Source organism: Cohnella lubricantis, from assembly GCF_014212015.1.
GTDB classification, from domain to species: domain Bacteria; phylum Bacillota; class Bacilli; order Paenibacillales; family Paenibacillaceae; genus Cohnella; species Cohnella lubricantis.
The window spans coordinates 115792-135238 of the sequence record NZ_JACJVN010000033.1; the positions used below are offsets into that span (position 1 = coordinate 115792).

Here is a 19447-nt window from a genome sequence, read left to right on the forward strand (position 1 = left end):
CTGCCATGCCGCATTAGCGAACGACGCCCGGGCCAGTGATTTTCACATGAGTCACGACTTTGAAGCGAACTTCGGGATACACGGACTTCCAATGAGCGAAATCCTGCTTGTTCCCGAATGTGGTTGCCAGATAATGCAGCCCAAAGCCATATGGATCGACCCCGGCGTCGCGGATCTTGTAGAGCAAATCCTCGACCTCGGAGGAGAATCGCTTGCCCAGCTGGCGTTCGATGCCGTTCCAATCGTTCTCCAGCGCTTCCGGAGGACTCTCTTCCAGAATGCCGGACATATAGACCTTCAGCGTCACTAGCGGCACTTCCCCTATGGCGATGTCCGTATGGGTCCGTATTTGATTCACGGTCAGCACGATCCGGCCATCCCGATACGGCATCTTCACCTCGGACTTGCCCGCCTCGTTCGCCGTCATATTATATAATTGCGTCTCGTCCGGATTCAGGATGAGGCGCATTCTTGCTTTGTCCATCAACAGAACGCGGTCAATCTGGTAGGTCTTGTCCAGGCTTCGGATCACGGGGAGCACCGGATCCATTCCTTCTTCGAAATGCCTTCTAGTCAGATCGAATAGATAAGTCGTCACCGTATAAGAAGACTCGGTGCCCTCGTTGCCGAACGTCAAGAACAGCGCGTTGCCGGGGAAGCGTTCGGATTCCGGGGTGACCTTGAGCACCGACAAGGCGTCCGGCTCCCCGACGCCGACGAAGGCTACCTTCTGTATATCTCGGCGTCTCGCGAACCAGCTCATGGCATCCGGATTGCCGTTCGCCACCAGATCCTTGCCCAAGATAAAGACGCGGCAGTGGCCGAAATCCAGCTCTTTGTCGACGAATGCCTTCAAGTGGCGCACGGCCTCGGCGATGGAAGGCGCCTCGACGGTTTGGATTTGTGTTCGGGACGATCCGCTCTCGACTTTGTTAGACGTGATGGCGAGCCTAAGAGATACCCGGAACGGCTTCTCCGGGTTGCCGGTCCAGTCGACTCCCGTCGTAACGACGTAGAACCGCTTGTCGATATCCTTCATTCCGCAGCCTGCGAGGAGCGAGCAGATCAGCAGCACAACGAACGCCTTGAACAAGCCGAACACCTCCCCTATTTGCCATAATTGGCGGTACCCCCTCTCGGCGCGCGGACCTTGGTTTTTTTTCTCGCAAGATAAACAATAATCAGGGTGATGCATGTCGCGAATATTTCTACGCAGAATCGCCCTATCAGCCACCATTCGGTAGCCCATTGGTTCTTCTGATCGTTCGACCAGGAAGCGTAGGCGAAGGACAAGGCTCCGAAGATGGCGCATATTATCCAGTTGGACTTGGGAACGGGCGACTCTTCAGCCTTTGCTTGATATTGGATCCAACACGCTTTGAACATCTCCATCGCGCAATGGTACGTGTTCATGACGAACATGAGCGACAGAATGGAGAACACCAAGAGGAACAAATAAACCACCCGCTGGACGAAGCCGTACTTCAGAACCATGGAATCCGCCGTAACGCTCCAGAGATACATGTATTGGTCGACTCCGATCGTCCCATGGAAGCCGATTGGAATGAAGAAGGTGAAGAAGGCGAAGCTCGCGCCAAGCAGCGGGATGAGCCAGCGGTGCTTCAGCCTGAAGCCGGGCGGGTTTAACCGATTGAAAATCTGCATGTTGAGATATCCGCTGAACAGAAAGGTGGCGGCCGCAACCGATCGGAACGAAGGAGGGTGCCTTACGTATCCTGCAATGACCCTCATCGCATCCCAACTCACCAGCCTGTCGGTCGTGGTCTTGAACAGAATGAACAGACCGAGCGGTGCGCACAGCAGCAGAAGGACTTCAAGCGCGAACTGAACGGAACGGGAGGACCTGGAGCCGGCGAATAGGCAGGCCATGACCATGATGAACAGAAATAGGTATTCGTTCATCTCCGGGTTAAAGAAGATGCCCATCGTTCGCGTGAAGCTGTAAACGACAAAGATGCCGCCGCTCATCCAGGTCAAGGCGGTGAACGCGATCAGCGGCAGAGAGAGCACCTTCGGGAGATGCTGGTCCAGAATCTCCGGCAGACCCATCTGCGGGAATTGCTGGAAGCACCACGCGTTGACGATGGCGATGAGCGAACCGATCGCAATGGCCGCCAGGAGGCTCATCACTGCGCCGTCAAACCGATCTTTGACTAGAATGTGCGGCACGAACAGCATGATGTTCATGAACCCGACATAGATGAAGTGGTAGTAGAAATAACGGTTCAGACGCCATCACTCCGTTCTTCGGCTAGGCTGTTTGTCATTCGGAAGGAACAGCGCGAGATAGGGCTGGCCGAAGCTTCGCAGATTGCACAAGTAGACAACCGTTATGAATGACATAACGATAATGCCGACCATGCCGTAGAAGATCGAAGTCACGACGAAGACGTATTTCAACGCCCGAATGGAATAGCTGAACGAGCTGTTCGGAATGACGAAGTTGGAGATCGCGACGACGGATGTCACGATGATCATAATGCTGCTCACTAATCCGGCTTGCTGAGCGGCTTGGCCGAGAATAAGCCCTCCCACGGTCGCGGCGGTTGACCCGACGAACCGCGGGAGCCGGATGCTGGCTTCAATCAGCGCTTCGATCATGAAGAGCATGATGAATACCTCAATGAAAGCCGGATAAGGAACGGCGGCGCGGCTTCCGTCGATGGAGAACGCCAGCTGCACCCGGAAGAACTCCGGATTATACATGGAGACGGCAATATAGAGGGAGGGAAGCGTCATGGAGAGCATCATGCCGATGTATCGGAACAGGATAATGACTCTACCCATCCAGAACGGCTCGTAATCGTCGTCCATCGCGTGCATGAAGTCGAAGAACCGGACGGGCAGCATGATGGCGAACCGGCTGCCGTCCACTAATAAGCCGATCTTGCCTCTGTTAAGGAATTGAGCGACGCGGTCCGGGCGTTCCGTCTGCAGCGTGACGGGGAATATGGTGTATCGGTTATTGCCGAGTAGCATGGCAAGCTGGCCGGAGGCTTGGAGAAGCTTCGTCTTGACTTTGTCGAGGCGCTTCTCAAGCTCCTCGAGCGATTGCCGGTTGACCTTGTCCCGATCGTAGATAATATTGATGCGAGTTCTGGAGATCTCTCCCTTCTGCAGCTTGCGGATCACGAGAGTCGGCGAATTGTAGCGAAGCCGGATCAGGTAGGTGTTCATGTCCAGATCCTCGGTCATCGCCGATTGCGGACCTTGCAGGGAAGCTTCGACCTCGGTGTCTTCCGGCTGGGTTTGAAGCTTGCGGATGGCATCGAAGCAATAGACCTTGCCTTCATACTGAAGGAGCACGCAGCCTTGAAGAAGCAAGTCGATCCATTCGTCTTGGTTCGGCGCGTAAGTGAAGTCCAGATCGCTGCGAAGCATTCTTCGGAATTCATCGGGATCGAACCGATAGGAGAATGGGATCAGAATGCCGTCTTTGACTTGATGGCTGTCGCACATGCTGGGGAAGAAGCAAAGCTCCATTGTCGTATAGCCGTTATCCATGATCTCAGTCGTCAGGTCGGCGGGATTGCCGAGCTTGGCTTTGACCTCCTCAATCACGCTCTTCCTCCTTCCCTATAGCCGTCCTGTCCCAACTAGATTGCCCGCTCCATAGGAAAGTTATCCCGGATATGGCTTGTCTTGCCTTGGGGAGACAGTGTGCTTTTCCGGTGCGTCTCTGGTAAAATAGGATGGATTTATCGAGAACCGACAGTTCAGGAGGAAATACCATGAGATCCGACGGAAGGCAAGCCCGCGAGCTGCGGACATTTGCCGTTACGCTTCAGCCGAATAAATACGCGGAAGGCTCTGTGCTCATCGAGATGGGCGATACGAAGGTGATGTGCACCGCGACGGTGGACGAGAAGGTTCCGCCGTTCCTGAAGGGACAGGGGAAGGGCTGGATTACGGCGGAATATTCGATGCTGCCGCGCGCAACGCAGACGCGCAACCAGCGCGAATCGATCAAGGGGAAGCTCGGCGGCCGCACGATGGAGATTCAGCGGTTGATCGGCCGCGCGCTGCGCTCCATCGTTGATCTGCAGGCGCTCGGAGAGCGGACGATCACGCTCGATTGCGACGTGCTGCAGGCGGACGGAGGCACTCGGACGACATCCATCACGGGGTCGTTCATTGCGCTTGCCCTCGCGATACATAAGCTCTCCCAGACGGTGAAGTTCGCCAAGTACCCGCTGACCGATTATCTTGCTTCGATCAGCGTCGGCGTTCTGCAAGGCAATGCGCTGCTGGATTTGAACTACGAGGAAGACTCGAAGGCGAAGGTGGACATGAACGTCGTCATGACCGGCGCGGGCGCGTTCGTCGAAGTGCAAGGGACCGGAGAAGAATCTCCGTTCTCGCGAGCTGAACTCAGCGAGATGCTGGAGCTCGCGGAGGAAGGCATCGGCCGTCTGATCGCGCTGCAGCGTGATGCGCTGGGAGAGGCCGGCAAGCGAATCGGGGTCTTCCAAGCATGATCGCACCGGGAGATACGCTGCTCATTGCTACTCGGAACGCAGGCAAGACGAAGGAGTTCCGCGAAGCGTTCGCCGCTATTGGCGTTCAAGTGAAGGATCTGAACGAGGTTAGCGGCGTGCCCGAGATCGAGGAGACCGGAACGACGTTCGCGGAGAACGCGTTCATCAAAGCGAAGGCTGCGTCGGAGGCGGCCGGCTTGCCGGCGCTCGCCGACGACTCCGGCTTGTGCGTCGACGCGCTGGGCGGCGCGCCGGGCGTCTATTCGGCCCGCTACGCCGGCGAAGGCGCAGGAGACGCGGCGAACAATGCGAAGCTGCTCGCGTCTTTAGCGGCACTAGAAGCCGTGCCGGCGGGTATGCCGGAAGCTTCGGGGAGCGCGAAGCTGCTTAGTCCGGCGAAGTTCGTATGCTCGCTCGTCCTATACGATCCGCGGACAGGCGAGAGGGTTGAAGCCGAGGGCGCAATCCACGGCTTCGTTGCCGATCGGGCAAGCGGCAGCGGCGGCTTCGGCTACGATCCGCTGTTCTACCTGCCGAAGCATGGCAAGACGATGGCTGAGATCTCGATCGAGGAGAAGAACGCGATCAGCCACCGCGGGCAAGCGCTCCGGGAGCTGCTGGCGAAGCTGAAGCGGGAGTAGACGGCGCGGCAGCGGATAGCTCGTCGATAAGAACCCCAAAATCCACTTGAAGTGGATTCTGGGGTTCTTGCGTATCGCGGGGGGGACGCCGACACGCGCCCAAAGGGAGCGCTGCGCCGCGCGTTGCTGCGGTCAAACGATGCTGACCTTGTACTTGCGCAGCCAGAAGTCGAACTGGAGCAAGTAAGCGAACAGCTGCGGAGCGCTCATGAGCTGCCCGAACCACGGCAAGTGCGAATGCGGATCGGCCTTCTGGGCGAGCTCCCGCACTTGGCTCACATCGATCAGCGGCAGCAGCGGAGACGAGGTGTCATCCAGCCGCTCAAGCAGCAGGGAACGTACGGCGTTCAGGTAGCCGGGGTTGTGCGTCTTCGGATACGGGCTCTTCTTGCGGTACAGCACCTCATAAGGAAGATAGCCTTCCAGCGCCTTGCGCAGAATACCTTTCTCCCGTCCGCCGGCCATCTTAAGCTCCCACGGAATGTTGAACACGTACTCGACCAGCCGATGATCGCAGAACGGCACTCGGACTTCGAGGCCGACTGCCATGCTCATCCGGTCTTTGCGGTCGAGCAGCGTTGGCATGAATCTCGTGATGTTCAGGTACGACATCCGCCGCATGCGCTTGGCGCTCTCATCCTCGCCAGGCAGCTCCGGCACTTCAGCCAGCGCCTGCGAATAGCGATCGGCTAAGTATTCACGGGCGCGTGTCGCGGAGCGAACCTCGGCGGAGACGACGCTCTCCCGCAGCTCGGGCGCAAGCGACCAAGGGAACGTATTCGCCTCCAGCGCTTCCCTCCGGTGGAACCATGGATATCCGCCGAACACTTCGTCCGCGGCTTCTCCGGAGAGGGCGACCGTCACGCCCTTCTTAATCTCGCGGCTGAACAAGTAGAGCGATCCGTCGATATCCGCCATGCCCGGCGAATCCTTCGCGGTCACCGCCGCTTCGAGCGATTCGATCAGCTCCGGCGTATCGAACTTGATCGGGTGGTGCTCGGTATCCAGATGCTCCACCATCCGCTGAATCCAAGGCGCGTCCGGATTCGGCTGGAAGTCGTGCGCCGTGAAATATTTGTCGTTGTCGACGTAGTCCACGGAGAACGTGTTCACCCGCCCTTGCCCCGTTCTCTCATAGTAGCGGACGGCCAGAGATGTGAGCGCGCTCGAGTCGAGGCCGCCGGACAGCAGCGTGCCGATCGGCACGTCGGAGACGAGCTGCCGCTCGACCGTATCCGCCAGCAGCTCGCGAACCTTCTCGGCCGTCGTCTGCTCATCGTCCTCGTGCGGCTTGCTCTCCAGCTTCCAGTAAGCCGACAGCCGCATGCCGTCGCGGTCGTATGTCAGGCAATGGCCGGGCTTGAGCTCCGACATGCCGCGCCAGACGCCATGCCCGGGCGTGCGCGCCGGGCCGATGATGAACAGCTCGGCGAGCCCTTCCGAATCGATCTCCGCCGGCACGTCCGGGTGCGCGAGGATCGCCTTCGGTTCGGAGCCGAAGAACAGCCGACCTTCCTCCCGCCGGTAGAATAGCGGCTTGACGCCTAACCGGTCGCGGGCCATGAACAGCCGCTCATGCTCCGTCTCCCAGATCGCGAATGCGAAGATGCCGTTGAATTTGTCTACGCAGGCCGGCCCCCACTCTACGTAAGCGAGCAGAAGCACCTCGGTATCGCAAGTGGTGCGGAACGTATGCCCGAGCTTCTCCAGCTCTATTCTGAGCTCCTGCGCGTTGTAGAGCTCGCCGTTATAGACAACGACGCAATCCTTGTCTTCAGCATATTTGGCGGGCCGCACCATGGGCTGCGCGCCGTTCAAGGGATCGATGACGCTAAGGCGCCGGTGGCCGAATGCGCAATGCCGCGACAGCCAAGTGCCGGAGGCGTCGGGCCCCCGGAGCGCCAGCGTCTCTGTCATTTTCTCCAATAGATTCGCTTGCGTCGTCAAGTCCTGCTGCCAATCTACCCATCCTGTAATTCCGCACATCGTCTATTCCTCCTTACGGGCACCGGGATAGATGCCCCGAATTCACCATATTCGGCTCGAGTCTGTTTTGACTCTCCCGGACGGGTGTCAATTGCGACGGCGCGATCCGAATTCGACATAAGATACGGAATCACTGGAGAATATATGGCGGGACGGGCGCTGAACCGGAGACCGGCAAAGGAGGGAACTGCGATCGGGGACGAGCGCAAGACATACTATGTGGCCGTTGGAGCGGGTCAGGTGCTGGAGGACAAAGAAGCCGCTCCGTTCGAATTCGCCATAAGGGCCAACGATGAGGAATTGAACAAGCTGCAGGAGAAATTCGAAGAGCTGTCCAGCGTAGACGAAGCATCGATGGTTCACTTCACGAACAGCCATATCCACGCGAACCTCGAACGAGCGAACGAGGATTATGAATCGCAGCTGAAGAATATCTACGCCTACCTGTATGAATTGGGGACGGACGAGACCAAACGGCATATCGAAGCCAATCATATTCTCGATTAATGGGGCGTGGAGCGGCATGATGACCATTCGCCAGGCGTCGTTCCGCCAAGTGCTGGAGAGAGGCGGCCGCCGTTATGCCGAAGTGGAAGTGGAGACGGACCGGCGTTCCGAGCCTCGGCTGCTCGCCTACTTCCGGCGGGAAGGCAACGGGCATTATCAGCTCGTTCGAGTCATCGCGGAAGAGCAAGCGGAGCCGGAGGCTGGGAGCGGCGTGCTGTATGCGGCTGCGGGAGAAGACCTCGCAGCGCAGATATTCTCCGGTCCGAGCCATGGAGGCGAGGATGACCGGGCGCAATTCGGACGCCGGATCGTCGAATTTGGCGATATTCGCGAGCAGTTGGACCATCATCTGTAGAGGAGGAAATGAGAGATGGGCGAGAAGTTCAAGAAGAACAAAGGCAACATGTATGCCAAACGCGGAGAGGAATTCGCGGAGCAGACGATCAAGACAAGCGAGAGCGAGCCGCATCCTGCGCAGAACGCGCCGGCTACGCCTCATAACCGGTAAACCTGGCTATATAGAGACAGCGCAAGCCCCGCAAGGAGCCGACCGGCTCTTGGCGGGGCTTTATTTGCGACGAGCGACGAAGGCGTTCAATTCCCCGCCGATCAGCACGATCATGGAGCTGATATACAGCCAGATCAGCAGAATGATGATGCCGCCCAGACTGCCGTAGGTGCGGGAGTAATGCCCGAAGTTGTTGACGTAGAAGGCGAACAGAAGGGAGCTGGCAATCCAGGCGACGGTTGCGAAGACGGAGCCCGGAACGACGGAACGCCAGCGGATCCTGCGGTTAGGCGCGATCCGGTACAGCAGCAGGAACACGAAGAACAGCGCGAGCAGCGGAACGATCCATTGCAGCATGTCCCACATGGAAGACCACGGATCCGTAATGCCGAGCAGGGGGAACAGGCGGCTTTGGATCGTTTGCCCGAACACAAGCAGAGCCATCGACAGCATAATGACGAGCGCCAGCACGAGCATGGCCGCGATCGAGATGAGCCGTCGAATCCAGAACCGGCGCGTCTCCGATTCCTCGTAAGCTTTGTTCAGCCCTTTGATCATGGCGTTGATGCCGCCGGAAGCGGTCCAGACGGAGCCGATGAGGCCGAAGGACAGCAGGGCGCCGCTGGGGCTTGACGTGACTTCGCGCACGATCGACCGGACCGCCTTCGCCGCATCCATCGGCAGCAGGAGAACGATGCGGTCCATGAGGTCCTCCTCGGACAGCTTGACGAAGCCAAGCAGGCTGAACATGAAGATGAGGAACGGGAAGAACGCCAGCAGCAGATAGTAGGACAATTGGGCGGCCAGCGATGGCAAGTCGTCCTCTCTCAAGCGAATGACTAAGGAGCGGATCAAGGCAATCGGCTTTCGAAAAAAAAGCTTGAGAAGCAGCATAGAATTCCTCCGGCTTCTATTTGAGCGCGGCGAGGACGGCTCCAACGGCAATAAGGCCGACGCCGATGCCGTTCTTCAGGGAGATCTTCTCGCCGAGGAACAAGAACGCGAGCAGGACGGCAATGACGACGCTCAGCTTGTCGATCGGGCCGACTTGCGCGACTTTGCCGCATTTCAGCGCGAGGAAGTAGAAGAGCCAAGACATCGCGCCGGCAATGCCGCTTAGCGCGATGAAAGCCAGCGCCTTGCGGTGCGCCATAATCTCGCCGAGCTGGCTAAGCTTCCCTTGAACGGCAACGACGATGATCAGGAATACAGCCATAATGACGGACCGGAGCGCCGTCGCCGAGTTGGCGTCGATGCCTTTCAGGCCGATCTTGCCGAAGACGGCGACAAGGGCGGCCGTTACGGCTGATAAGAGTGCGTAGATTAGCCACATGATGAGTCATCTCTCCCTATGGATGGATACGGTTATCCTTTACAGATTGCCTAAATGGAATCCATCCATGGCCATGCGAGGAACTCCGTTTTCGTAATAGTATGGATAGGATTGGTATTTACAGCTTGATTATAACAGGGAACTAGGCAGCGGAAGCGCATTATAGGCATCTTCACAATATAGAAAAAGGCGGGGCTGCGCCCCGCCGTCTTGCGAATTGCTATGTTGCGTCTGCTAAAGGATCAATTGTTGTCTTCCAAGTAGCTTCTGGTGTAAGGTCCGGGACTTGCGTCCGGGGGATCGATTTGGACCGGCTTTCTCGTGACTCTTGTCCGATGTTGGTCGGTTATGCCTGTTTGCTCGGTTTTCAGCTCCTGCAGCACTTTGCTCTTCTGTTCCATGGTTAGGACTCCTTCGGATTTTAGCCTTAGATTGCGTGAATCGTCCGGAAATATGCGATGGATTCGAACGTTGGTTTTTCCCAAATTTGTACTTGAGACGAACGTGTCGAATGTGTTAATATAATCAGGCTGCGTCCCAATAGCTCAGCTGGATAGAGCACACGCCTTCTAAGCGTGCGGTCGGGGGTTCGAATCCCTCTTGGGACGCCATTACAACTCCAATCAGACCTCTTAAGATACGGCAGATAATCCCCGAAGTCCTTGAAGATCAAGGCTTTCGGGGATTTTAATATAAGCGGCAGCGCGAAGAAGCCTCCCGGACGGAGGCTCCTTGCGGTTAACGCTTCTTATACGCCGGTTCGATGCGGTCCGGGGCCGCCCGAACCGGGGCCATGCCCGCTAAGGCCTGGTCCGTGGGTGCCCGGACCGGTACTTTGACCGCCGAAGCCAGGCCCGCCTGGGCCAGGTCCATGAAAGCCCGGTCCGCCGCCGGGGCCGTGGAATCCCGGTCCTTGACCAGGATAAGGGCCAGGGAATCCGGAACCGGGATAGCCGGGATAGAAGGTGCCGGGAGGATAGTACGGGTAAGGTCCGGCAGGGTACGAAGGGTAATAAGGATATGCCGGATACGGCGAATATGGGTACGTCGAGTAAGGCTGCAGCACGCTGTTCACGATCGGGCCGAGCGGTCCGAATGGGCCGATTGCCATCAGAATTCCCCCTTCAGTTGATGGTTCAGCCTATGCCTAGACGAGCGAGTTTGACACACGGCGGCCTGCAGGTCACTGGGTGGCCTCATGCGGCGGCCGACATACTAGGCTTGTCACGTTAGCCGCGATTCATTATAATGAGAACAAATGTTTGGTTATGGGAGGCGATGTTCGTGACCATCCGGAGATCGATTCGCAAATGGCCTGTCGAGATTGTATATCAAGACAGCAACGGACTTACTACGCGGACAGTAGTGACGGTCTATTCAGTGCGCAACGGCAAGGCGAGAGTGCTTGACTGGAGGAGCAAGTCCTTGCGGACGCTCGCGGTAGAACGGATCGTGACGGCGGTACCCTTCATCGTCCGCGCATCTTAATGCTTCACTTGGCAATCCATCGTACGTCGAACACAATGCATCAAAAAAACCCTTGCGCCGCAAGGGTTTTTACTATATTCAATATGGAGCGGGTGAAGGGAATCGAACCCTCGCCTCAAGCTTGGGAAGCTGGCGTTCTACCATTGAACTACACCCGCAAGATTAGAAGTGAAGCAATAAGAAATATACCATAATCCGTCCGGGAAAATCAACTTAAACGGCCGCCGGCTGGGCAATTCAGGCTCCATTTTCCATTCGCATTCACGTTCGTGATATAATGCGGGTGAATCGGCAACCGAGGCCGCCTCGCTGACAGGAAGGGGTTCACCTAGTGACAGATTCGACGAAAGATAACGCGAGAGATAATTTGGTCTTGTTCCCGAAGACGCTGGATTATTATCAAATTCAATTGACGAGAATGTTGGAGACAGAGCGCTACGGCGAAGCCAAGTCGCTGCTGAGATTTCTCCTGCAGTGCGGCGGCGAGGCCGAGAAGCATCATGTCGAGTGGGAGACGCTTCTCGGGTGGCTGGAGGCCGCTTTTCCTTACGCGCAGGACGCCGATTTCTCCGATGGCGGCATGGACGAGGAAGAGGAGGAAGACGCCGAAGAGACGCTTCAACGCAAATTAAGCGACCGTTCCGTCCAGGATGCGGACTACATACCGAGACTGCTGTCCAAGCTCAGGGAAGGCGAGGATCCAGAACAGCAAATGCTGTCGCTCGGGCAGCTGTTCTATTTGGAGCATCCCGAGATTGAGCCGAAGATCCGCGCTTGGCTCGAGGAGAGCGAGCATCATCCGTCCGTGCAATTCCGCGCGCTTCAATTGCTGAATAAGCTCGGCGCAGAAGGGCCTGTGCTGCTCCTGAGGGAAGGCGAGACGTTAAGCATAGACGCCGAAGCGACGCCGATGAAGTTCGAGGACTTCCCGCCATCCATACAGAATGTGCTGATCAGGGTCCGTCAAGCTTCGGAAGTATCCGATCCTACGCTGGCTTATTTCGCCGAAGAGATGTGGAAGGAATGCGTGCAAGCTGCCTACGGGACTTCTATATACCAACAAATGGCAGAAGACGACGAGAGCTCGACGGATCTGTGGTCGGCGGCGCTGCACCAATTTTTGATGGAGAAATTGCATGGACTGGGCGGCGATGAGTCGATCCGCGATCAGTACGGCATTACGGATGCGATGCGCTTCCGCTATGAACAAGCTCTTCGCTGGCTTCGCCAGTATGCGGGAGACCTGCAGCCAGGCTCTTGAGAGGGCTGTCTGATTCGCACTTGAATTGGCACCTAGGGTTGATTATAATGGAATGGTTTATGTTAAGCTGCCGAGCAAGAGACGGCAAGCGGTTTCGGAGGGGAATGGCTAATCATGAAGGCAAATTGGGAAAAGATAGAGAAGAATGTCGGTCTTCTCGAGGTTGAGATCGACGAGCAGCAAGTGACGGAAGCGCTCGACAAGGCGTTCCGCAAAGTAGCAGCTAAAGTGAACGTTCCAGGATTCCGCAAAGGCAAAGTGCCTCGCAAGATTTTCGAAGCGCGCTTCGGCGTCGAGAGCCTGTACCAAGACGCAATCGATATTCTGCTCCCGGACGCATACACCAATGCAGTCGAACAAGCTGGCATTACGCCGGTTGATCGTCCGGAAGTGGACGTCGAGCAATTCGCCAAGGGCCAGACGTTCAAGTTCAAGGCGAAGGTAACGGTGAAGCCTGAAGTGAAGCTTGGCGAGTACAAAGGCCTGGCCGTTCCGGCTGCGGAAGCGGAAGTGACGGAAGAAGAGATCAACCAAGAGCTGGAGCGTCTTCAGCAACGCCATGCCGAGCTTGTTGTCGTTGATGAAGGCCCTGCGCAAATGGGCGACATCACGATCATCGACTTCGAAGGCTTCGAGAGCGGCGTTCCGTTCGAAGGCGGCAAGGGCGAGCGTTATCAGCTCGAGCTTGGCTCCGGATCATTCATCCCGGGCTTCGAAGAGCAAGTCGTGGGCCTGAACATCGCCGAAGAGAAGGACATCGAGGTTACCTTCCCGGAGAACTACCATGCGGAGAACCTGGCCGGCAAGCCGGTTGTGTTCAAAGTGAAGCTGCACGAGATCAAGCGCAAGAATCTGCCGGCGCTTGACGATGAGTTCGCGAAGGATGTCAGCGAATTCGATACGCTGGATGAATACAAACAAGATTTGGCGAGCAAGCTGAAGGAGCGCAAAGCTAAAGAAGCGGAAGCCGCTCGCGAGAACGCCGTCATCGATCAAGCGGCTGCGAACGCCGAAGTGGAGATCCCGGAAGTGATGATCGACAATGAAGTCGAGAACATGCTGAAGGATTTCGAGAGCCGCATTCGTATGCAAGGCATGACGCTTGAGCTGTACTACCAGTTCAGCGGCCAAGACGAAGCAGCGTTGAAGGGCCAGATGAAGGCAGACGCCGAGAAGCGCGTTCGGAACAATCTGGTTCTCGAAGCGATTGCCGATGCCGAGAAGATGGAAGTCTCCGAGGCGGATGTCGAAGAAGAGCTGGCCAACCTGTCTCAGATGTACAACCGTCCGGCAGAAGAGCTTCGTTCCATTTTCTCCGCTAACGGTTACCTGAGCACGCTGACCGCCGATCTGAAGGTCCGCAAAGCCGTTAAGTTCCTGGTGGAGCAGAGCAAAGCCGCTTAATTGACTTAGCACCTTAGAATGGCTGCAAACTTATAATATCAAGGCACGCATGCTGCGTGCCTTGTTTTTCACTCTACATAATCGGGGGATAAGCGCGCGCGCAAGCCGGATATCCGCCAACATGACATTGAGGTTTGAACGTGTTAGAATATTACCGATGCTCGAAAGTCCATTAAAGAAAAGAGGTTGGTCACATGAACTTGGTACCTATCGTCGTTGAACAGACGAACCGGGGAGAACGCTCGTACGACATCTACTCCCGGTTGTTGAAAGACCGCATTATCTTTCTAGGCAGCGCTATTGATGACGATGTGGCCAATTCGATCATCGCTCAACTGCTTTTCTTGGCTGCGGATGATCCTGAGAAAGACATCAGTTTGTATATTAATTCGCCCGGCGGTTCAGTTACGGCCGGAATGGGGATATATGATACCATGCAGTTCATTAAGCCGGACGTCAGCACGATCTGTGTCGGCATGGCGGCGAGCATGGGTTCGCTGCTGTTGACTGCAGGCGCTAAGGGCAAACGCTTCGCGCTGCCGAACAGCGAGATCATGATCCACCAGCCTCTTGGCGGGGTTCGCGGGCAAGCGACCGATATCAAGATTCATGCCGACTGGATTATCAAGACCAAAGAGAAGCTCAACAAGATTTACGTGGAGCGTACTGGACAGTCTTACGAGAAGATCGAGCGCGATACGGACCGCGACAATTTCATGAGCGCGGAAGAAGCTTGCGCTTACGGTCTCGTCGACAAGGTCATCGCTTCTCCCATTAACGGATAAGGAGTGATCCCATGGGGTTCAAATTTAATGATGAGAAAGGGCAATTGAAGTGCTCTTTCTGCGGCAAGTCCCAAGATCAAGTGCGGAAACTCGTCGCCGGTCCCGGCGTTTATATTTGCGATGAATGCATTGAGTTGTGCACCGAGATCGTGGAGGAGGAGCTGGGCCACGAGGAAGAGCTGGATCTGAAGGATATTCCGAAGCCCAGAGACATCCGCAACATTCTGGATCAATACGTGATCGGCCAGGAGCAAGCGAAGAAGTCGCTGTCCGTCGCCGTTTACAACCACTACAAGCGAATCAACTCGCAGAACAAGATCGAGGACGTGGAGCTTCAGAAGAGCAACATCATGCTAGTTGGCCCAACGGGCTCCGGCAAGACGCTGCTGGCGCAGACGATGGCCAAGATTCTGAACGTTCCGTTCGCGATTGCGGATGCGACATCTTTGACGGAAGCCGGCTATGTCGGCGAAGACGTCGAGAATATCCTGCTCAAGCTCATTCAAGCGGCTGATTCTGACGTGGAGAAGGCCGAGCGCGGCATCATCTACATCGATGAGATCGATAAGGTGGCCCGCAAATCCGAGAACCCATCCATCACGCGCGACGTATCGGGCGAAGGCGTTCAGCAGGCGCTGCTGAAGATTCTGGAAGGCACGGTTGCCTCCGTTCCTCCGCAAGGCGGCCGCAAGCATCCGCATCAGGAGTTCATTCAGATCGATACGACGAACATCCTGTTCATCTGCGGCGGCGCGTTCGACGGCTTGGAGCAGCTCATCAAGCGCCGGATCGGCAAGAAAGTGATCGGCTTCAACGCCGCGCTGGAAGGCCAGAAGGAACTGAAGCCGGGCGAATACCTGTCGATGGTTCAACCGGAAGACTTGCTGAAGTTCGGCCTCATTCCGGAGTTCGTCGGCCGTCTGCCGGTCATCTCCGCGCTTGAACCGCTCGACGAGCCGGCTCTCGTACGGATTCTGGCGGAGCCGAAGAATGCGCTCGTCAAGCAATACCAGAAGATGCTGGAGATGGACAACGTCAAGCTCGAGTTCGAGCCTGGCGCGCTGGAAGAGATCGCTCGCGAAGCGATCAAGCGCAATACGGGCGCACGCGGTCTTCGCGCGATCATCGAGAGCATCATGCTGGACGTCATGTACGAAGTGCCTTCGCGCGACGACGTGACCAGCTGCGTCATTACCGAGAAGGTAGTCAAGGAGAAGGTCGCTCCTGAACTGACCACCAAGAAGGGCAAGAAAAAAGAAGAAAGCGCGTAAGCACGGACTGGGCGTTCATCCGATAGTCGATGGCTTGCCGCTTAAGAAGCAGCCGGTTCCACCCTGTTCCCGCCTCAGCGGAAGCAGGGTGGACTTGGCGTATACGGGGAGATTGGGAGATATGTATTTGCGCACCGATACCGTTCCCGTTCGTGTGGGGAATCTGACGATCGGCGGGAACAATCAGGTCATTCTGCAGAGCATGTGCACGACCAAGACGGCGGACGTCGCGGCAACCGTAGCCGAGATCAAGCGGCTCGAAGAAGCCGGCTGCCAGCTAGTCCGCGTCACGGTTAACAACAAGGAAGCGGCTGAAGCGATCAAGGAGATCAAGAAGCAGATCTCCATTCCGCTGGTGGCCGATATCCACTTCGACTACCGCCTCGCTTTGTTAGCGATCGAGAACGGCATTGACAAGGTCCGGATTAACCCGGGGAACATCGGCCGCCGCGAGAAGGTGGAAGCGGTCGTGAAGGCGTGCAAGGAGAAGGGCATTCCGATCCGGATCGGCGTCAACGCCGGATCCTTGGAGAATCATCTGCTCGAGAAGTACGGCTATCCGACGCCGGAAGCGATGGTTGAGAGCGCGCTGTTCCATATCGGCATTCTTGAAGAGCTCGATTTTCACGATATCATCGTCTCTCTGAAAGCTTCGGACGTTCCGATGGCGATCGCCGCCTATACGAAGGCTGCGGAGGTCATAAAATATCCGCTGCACTTGGGCATTACCGAAGCCGGCACGTTGTTCTCCGGCACGGTGAAGAGCGCCGCGGGCCTTGGCGTCCTGCTGAACGCCGGCATCGGCAACACGATGCGGATCTCGCTTAGCGCCGACCCGGTTGAGGAGATCAAGGTCGCTCGCGAGCTGCTCAAGACGTTCGGGCTGATCACCGACGCGCCGACGCTCGTCTCTTGCCCGACTTGCGGCCGTCTCGACATCGACCTGTTCGCGGTCGCGAACGAAGTCGAAGAGTATCTGTCCAAGCTGAAGGTGCCGATGAAGGTGTCCGTGCTCGGCTGCGCCGTGAACGGACCTGGCGAAGCGCGGGAGGCCGATATCGGCATCGCCGGCGCGCGCGGCGAAGGCATGCTGTTCCGTTACGGCGAGATGGTTCGCAAAGTGCCGGAGGCGGAATTGGTGAGCGAGCTGAAGAGAGAGATCGATCACATCGTGGCCGTCTATAACGAGACCGGCGTCATTCCGGGCCGCAAGCAGCATGCGTAGGAGGAGTCTCCGATGAGGAAGAAGCTATTCTGGCTGCTGTCCGGGCTCGCTCTTATCCTTGTTCTCGCTGCCTGCGGGAAGGCTTCTGACAATGAGAACGAGACAGCCTCCGCCATTCAGATGCAGCCGAACGGCGACCTCCAGGAGAAGACCGCATCGACGTCGGTTATGCCGGCGTTCCTGAGCGAAGAGTCTGAGACTGTACGGCTCGCATACACCGCTGCGGCCAAACTGATGGACACGCTGCAGTTCATTCCTTGCTATTGCGGCTGCGGACTATCCGCGGGTCACAGGAGCAATCTGGACTGCTTCATCGCAGGCGTTCGGGAGGACGGCGCCGTCATCTGGGACGATCATGGCACGGGCTGCGGCGTCTGCCAGCAGATTGCGCTGCAAGCGGCCAAGCTGAAGCAAGAAGGCCGTTCCGACTTGGAGATTCGCCAATTCGTCGACGAGACGTACGGCGAAGGCTACGCGGCACCGACGGACACCCCGATGCCGAACGCTTAAGAAAAAGATCCATCATGACTATATCCTTCGCTAACCGGGCAATACTAACTAGTATAAGCCCGGCTTTTTTATGCCGATTTGCGTTGTACGGTTACGAGGGTACGGAAAGGATGGATCCAATGACTCTGAGCACTTTGTTGATGTTCGTGCAAGTATTTTTTGCCGTGGTAATCGGCGTTTATTTCTGGAACCTACTGCGCAATCAGAAGAGCAACCGTACCGCCGTCGACCGGGAATCGCGCAAGGAGATGGACAAACTCAGGAAGCTTCGCTCAATCTCGCTGACGAAGCCGCTCGCCGAGAAGACCCGGCCGGCTTCGATGTCTGACATTGTGGGTCAGAAGGAAGGCTTGCGCGCGCTTAAAGCCGCGCTCTGCAGCAGCAATCCGCAGCACGTCATCGTCTACGGCCCTCCCGGCGTCGGCAAGACGGCAGCTGCCCGCGTCATTCTGGAAGAAGCGAAGCGCAATCCGGCATCGCCGTTCCGCCTGGACGCCAAGTTCACGGAGATCGACGCCACGACGGCGCGCTTCGACGAACGGGGCATCGCGGATCCCCTCATCGGATCGGTTCACGATCCGATCTATCAGGGCGCAGGCGCGATGGGCGTGGCGGGCATTCCGCAGCCGAAGCCCGGCGCGGTGACGAAGGCGCATGGCGGCATTCTGTTCATCGACGAGATCGGCGAGCTTCATCCGATCCAACTGAATAAGCTGCTGAAGGTGCTCGAGGACCGCAAGGTATTCCTCGAGAGCGCCTATTATCACGCGGAAGATCCGAACATTCCCATGTATATACACGATATATTCCAGAATGGCTTGCCAGCCGACTTCCGGCTCGTCGGCGCGACGACACGGTCGCCGAACGATCTGCCGCCCGCTCTTCGAAGCCGATGCATGGAAGTATATTTCCGGCCGCTGCTGCCCGACGAGATCGGGCAGATCGCCGAGAACGCGATCGCGAAGATCGGCTTCCAGCCGCAGCCGGAAGCGGTTGAAGTCGTCAAGCGTTACGCGACGAACGGCCGTGAAGCGGTCAACATGGTGCAGTTGGCGGCAGGCCTCGCACTGTCTGAGAATCGGCAGCATCTAAGCGCCGCCGACGTCGAATGGGTGGCGAACAGCAGCCAGCTGCCGCCGCGTCCGGACCGCAAGGTGCCGGCGGAGCCGAAGGTTGGCTTAGTCAACGGCCTCGCCGTCTATGGCCCGAGCATGGGCGCGCTGCTCGAGATCGAAGTGACCGCTATTCCGGCAGCGCAAGGCAAAGGCACCTTCACCATCACCGGCGTTGTAGAAGAGGAAGAGCTTGGCGGAGGCCAGCGGACGCTGCGCCGCAAGAGCATGGCGAAGGGCTCGGTCGAGAACGTCGCGACGGTGCTGCGCCGATACGGCCTGCATCCGGAGAACTTCGATCTGCACATCAACTTTCCGGGCGGTTCGCCGGTTGACGGACCTTCCGCCGGCGTGGCGATGGCCGTCGCCATCGCATCGGCCATCACAGGCCGTCCGGTGGACAACAAGCTGGCGATGACCGGCGAGATCAGCATCCATGGCAAAGTGAAGCCGGTCGGCGGTGTCGTCGCCAAAGTCGAAGCGGCTTTCCAGGCAGGAGCGGATACGGTCATTATTCCGAAGGAGAACTGGCAGGCGATCTTCGAAGGGCTGGAAGGCGTCTCGGTGGTCGCCGTCGAGAGCATCGAGGAAGTGTTCGCCCGAATCTTCGGCGAACAGCTGACCGAACAGAGCGAAGTCGATGCGGCGGAACGGCCGATCGCCGCGGATGCGTTCGCCGCCGCTCCGGTGGCCGTGCTTCACGCCGGCAGCATGGGGATAGAGCCGCCTCCGCAGCAGCAGACGCAGCCGAAGGCTCACTACCCGCAGACCGGCCACGGCGCTGGCGGCACCGGCGCTCCGGTGCCGGGTTAATGCCGGCGGCGGCAACCGGACACCCTGGGCGCTTCCCTTCGGGGCGGCGCTCTTTTTGTGTCCATTTTGCGGCAGGGAACAACATTTGATACAATGACTGGAGT

The 19447-nt window shown here is 57.5% G+C and carries 20 protein-coding genes and 2 tRNA genes; 14 read left to right on the top strand and 8 right to left on the bottom strand.

Annotated elements, in window-relative coordinates:
* Positions 1-13: 13 nt before the first annotated feature.
* Genes H4Q31_RS09540 through H4Q31_RS09550 form a run of 3 tightly spaced genes read right to left on the bottom strand, consistent with a single transcriptional unit; the run spans position 14 to position 3582 of the window.
* The gene (locus H4Q31_RS09540; protein ID WP_185178844.1) at positions 14-1093 is read right to left on the bottom strand and encodes a Ger(x)C family spore germination protein; all 1080 of its coding nucleotides are present in this window, start codon (positions 1091-1093) and stop codon (positions 14-16) included.
* A 14-nt stretch (positions 1094-1107) separates the two neighbouring features.
* Positions 1108-2208, bottom strand: a complete 1101-nt coding sequence (locus H4Q31_RS09545) for a hypothetical protein (RefSeq protein WP_185178845.1) — start codon at positions 2206-2208, stop codon at positions 1108-1110.
* A 48-nt stretch (positions 2209-2256) separates the two neighbouring features.
* Positions 2257-3582, bottom strand: coding sequence for a spore germination protein (locus H4Q31_RS09550; protein WP_185178846.1), 1326 nt, complete (start codon positions 3580-3582; stop codon positions 2257-2259).
* Between the two features lie 170 nt (positions 3583-3752).
* Between H4Q31_RS09550 and rph the strand changes: the two genes are divergently transcribed.
* Together rph and rdgB are read left to right on the top strand one after the other, a co-directional pair.
* Complete coding sequence (rph, locus tag H4Q31_RS09555) at positions 3753-4499, top strand: ribonuclease PH (protein WP_185178847.1); 747 nt, start codon at positions 3753-3755, stop codon at positions 4497-4499.
* Complete coding sequence (gene rdgB / locus H4Q31_RS09560; RefSeq protein ID WP_185178848.1) at positions 4496-5140, top strand: RdgB/HAM1 family non-canonical purine NTP pyrophosphatase; 645 nt, start codon at positions 4496-4498, stop codon at positions 5138-5140. Before rph ends, rdgB begins: the two co-directional genes overlap by 4 nt.
* Before the next feature lie 132 nt (positions 5141-5272).
* Here the strand turns inward: rdgB and asnB are convergent, their stop codons facing one another.
* Complete coding sequence (gene asnB, locus H4Q31_RS09565) at positions 5273-7126, bottom strand: asparagine synthase (glutamine-hydrolyzing) (protein ID WP_185178849.1); 1854 nt, start codon at positions 7124-7126, stop codon at positions 5273-5275.
* 144 nt (positions 7127-7270) lie between these two features.
* On the opposite strand from asnB, the gene H4Q31_RS09570 reads away from it, so the two are divergent.
* The 3 genes from H4Q31_RS09570 to H4Q31_RS09580 are packed head-to-tail and all read left to right on the top strand — an operon-like array spanning position 7271 to position 8141.
* Positions 7271-7633, top strand: a complete 363-nt coding sequence (locus H4Q31_RS09570; protein ID WP_185178850.1) for a hypothetical protein — start codon at positions 7271-7273, stop codon at positions 7631-7633.
* Positions 7634-7649: 16 nt separating this feature from the next.
* Positions 7650-7988 (top strand): hypothetical protein, encoded by a 339-nt coding sequence (locus H4Q31_RS09575; RefSeq protein ID WP_185178851.1) that lies wholly within the window; start codon positions 7650-7652, stop codon positions 7986-7988.
* Between the two features lie 15 nt (positions 7989-8003).
* A complete protein-coding gene (locus tag H4Q31_RS09580; RefSeq protein ID WP_185178852.1) occupies positions 8004-8141 on the top strand; it encodes a hypothetical protein in 138 nt (45 codons plus the stop codon).
* Positions 8142-8201: 60 nt separating this feature from the next.
* Here the strand turns inward: H4Q31_RS09580 and H4Q31_RS09585 are convergent, their stop codons facing one another.
* The gene (locus H4Q31_RS09585) at positions 8202-9035 is read right to left on the bottom strand and encodes a YihY/virulence factor BrkB family protein (protein WP_185178853.1); all 834 of its coding nucleotides are present in this window, start codon (positions 9033-9035) and stop codon (positions 8202-8204) included.
* 16 nt (positions 9036-9051) lie between these two features.
* Positions 9052-9474 carry an EamA family transporter gene (locus tag H4Q31_RS09590; RefSeq protein ID WP_185178854.1) on the bottom strand — a complete coding sequence of 141 codons (423 nt, stop codon included), beginning with the start codon at positions 9472-9474 and terminating at the stop codon, positions 9052-9054.
* A gap of 534 nt (positions 9475-10008) precedes the next feature.
* Between H4Q31_RS09590 and H4Q31_RS09595 the strand changes: the two genes are divergently transcribed.
* A tRNA-Arg gene (locus H4Q31_RS09595) sits at positions 10009-10085 on the top strand.
* A 137-nt stretch (positions 10086-10222) separates the two neighbouring features.
* On the opposite strand, the gene H4Q31_RS09600 is transcribed toward H4Q31_RS09595, so the two are convergent.
* Positions 10223-10585, bottom strand: coding sequence for a hypothetical protein (locus tag H4Q31_RS09600; RefSeq protein WP_185178855.1), 363 nt, complete (start codon positions 10583-10585; stop codon positions 10223-10225).
* 173 nt (positions 10586-10758) lie between these two features.
* Between H4Q31_RS09600 and H4Q31_RS09605 the strand changes: the two genes are divergently transcribed.
* Positions 10759-10962 carry a hypothetical protein gene (locus H4Q31_RS09605; RefSeq protein ID WP_185178856.1) on the top strand — a complete coding sequence of 68 codons (204 nt, stop codon included), beginning with the start codon at positions 10759-10761 and terminating at the stop codon, positions 10960-10962.
* Positions 10963-11046: 84 nt separating this feature from the next.
* Here the strand turns inward: H4Q31_RS09605 and H4Q31_RS09610 are convergent.
* Positions 11047-11120, bottom strand: a tRNA-Gly gene (locus H4Q31_RS09610).
* 173 nt (positions 11121-11293) lie between these two features.
* Between H4Q31_RS09610 and H4Q31_RS09615 the strand changes: the two genes are divergently transcribed.
* The 7 genes from H4Q31_RS09615 (at position 11294) to lonB (ending at position 19343) form a co-directional block, all read left to right on the top strand.
* Positions 11294-12223, top strand: coding sequence for a HEAT repeat domain-containing protein (locus tag H4Q31_RS09615; protein ID WP_185178857.1), 930 nt, complete (start codon positions 11294-11296; stop codon positions 12221-12223).
* Between the two features lie 114 nt (positions 12224-12337).
* Positions 12338-13627 carry a trigger factor gene (tig, locus tag H4Q31_RS09620; RefSeq protein ID WP_185178858.1) on the top strand — a complete coding sequence of 430 codons (1290 nt, stop codon included), beginning with the start codon at positions 12338-12340 and terminating at the stop codon, positions 13625-13627.
* Between the two features lie 194 nt (positions 13628-13821).
* Positions 13822-14412, top strand: a complete 591-nt coding sequence (clpP, locus tag H4Q31_RS09625; protein ID WP_185178859.1) for an ATP-dependent Clp endopeptidase proteolytic subunit ClpP — start codon at positions 13822-13824, stop codon at positions 14410-14412.
* Between the two features lie 11 nt (positions 14413-14423).
* Positions 14424-15683, top strand: a complete 1260-nt coding sequence (gene clpX, locus H4Q31_RS09630; RefSeq protein ID WP_185178860.1) for an ATP-dependent protease ATP-binding subunit ClpX — start codon at positions 14424-14426, stop codon at positions 15681-15683.
* Between the two features lie 121 nt (positions 15684-15804).
* Positions 15805-16908 (top strand): flavodoxin-dependent (E)-4-hydroxy-3-methylbut-2-enyl-diphosphate synthase, encoded by a 1104-nt coding sequence (ispG, locus tag H4Q31_RS09635; protein ID WP_185178861.1) that lies wholly within the window; start codon positions 15805-15807, stop codon positions 16906-16908.
* Positions 16909-16920: 12 nt separating this feature from the next.
* Complete coding sequence (locus H4Q31_RS09640; protein ID WP_185178862.1) at positions 16921-17418, top strand: PCYCGC motif-containing (lipo)protein; 498 nt, start codon at positions 16921-16923, stop codon at positions 17416-17418.
* Between the two features lie 119 nt (positions 17419-17537).
* Entirely contained in the window at positions 17538-19343 is a 1806-nt protein-coding gene (lonB, locus tag H4Q31_RS09645; protein WP_185178863.1) for an ATP-dependent protease LonB, read from the top strand.
* Positions 19344-19447 lie beyond the last annotated feature (104 nt).

Coding starts and splice junctions, on each gene's coding strand:
- H4Q31_RS09545 (WP_185178845.1), bottom strand. CDS start 2,208: ATGAACATCATGCTGTTCGTGCCGCACATTCTAGTCAAAGATCGGTTT.
- rph (WP_185178847.1), top strand. CDS start 3,753: ATGAGATCCGACGGAAGGCAAGCCCGCGAGCTGCGGACATTTGCCGTT.
- rdgB (WP_185178848.1), top strand. CDS start 4,496: ATGATCGCACCGGGAGATACGCTGCTCATTGCTACTCGGAACGCAGGC.
- asnB (WP_185178849.1), bottom strand. CDS start 7,126: ATGTGCGGAATTACAGGATGGGTAGATTGGCAGCAGGACTTGACGACG.
- H4Q31_RS09570 (WP_185178850.1), top strand. CDS start 7,271: ATGGCGGGACGGGCGCTGAACCGGAGACCGGCAAAGGAGGGAACTGCG.
- H4Q31_RS09575 (WP_185178851.1), top strand. CDS start 7,650: ATGATGACCATTCGCCAGGCGTCGTTCCGCCAAGTGCTGGAGAGAGGC.
- H4Q31_RS09580 (WP_185178852.1), top strand. CDS start 8,004: ATGGGCGAGAAGTTCAAGAAGAACAAAGGCAACATGTATGCCAAACGC.
- H4Q31_RS09585 (WP_185178853.1), bottom strand. CDS start 9,035: ATGCTGCTTCTCAAGCTTTTTTTTCGAAAGCCGATTGCCTTGATCCGC.
- H4Q31_RS09590 (WP_185178854.1), bottom strand. CDS start 9,474: ATGTGGCTAATCTACGCACTCTTATCAGCCGTAACGGCCGCCCTTGTC.
- H4Q31_RS09600 (WP_185178855.1), bottom strand. CDS start 10,585: ATGGCAATCGGCCCATTCGGACCGCTCGGCCCGATCGTGAACAGCGTG.
- tig (WP_185178858.1), top strand. CDS start 12,338: ATGAAGGCAAATTGGGAAAAGATAGAGAAGAATGTCGGTCTTCTCGAG.
- clpP (WP_185178859.1), top strand. CDS start 13,822: ATGAACTTGGTACCTATCGTCGTTGAACAGACGAACCGGGGAGAACGC.
- clpX (WP_185178860.1), top strand. CDS start 14,424: ATGGGGTTCAAATTTAATGATGAGAAAGGGCAATTGAAGTGCTCTTTC.
- ispG (WP_185178861.1), top strand. CDS start 15,805: ATGTATTTGCGCACCGATACCGTTCCCGTTCGTGTGGGGAATCTGACG.
- H4Q31_RS09640 (WP_185178862.1), top strand. CDS start 16,921: ATGAGGAAGAAGCTATTCTGGCTGCTGTCCGGGCTCGCTCTTATCCTT.
- lonB (WP_185178863.1), top strand. CDS start 17,538: ATGACTCTGAGCACTTTGTTGATGTTCGTGCAAGTATTTTTTGCCGTG.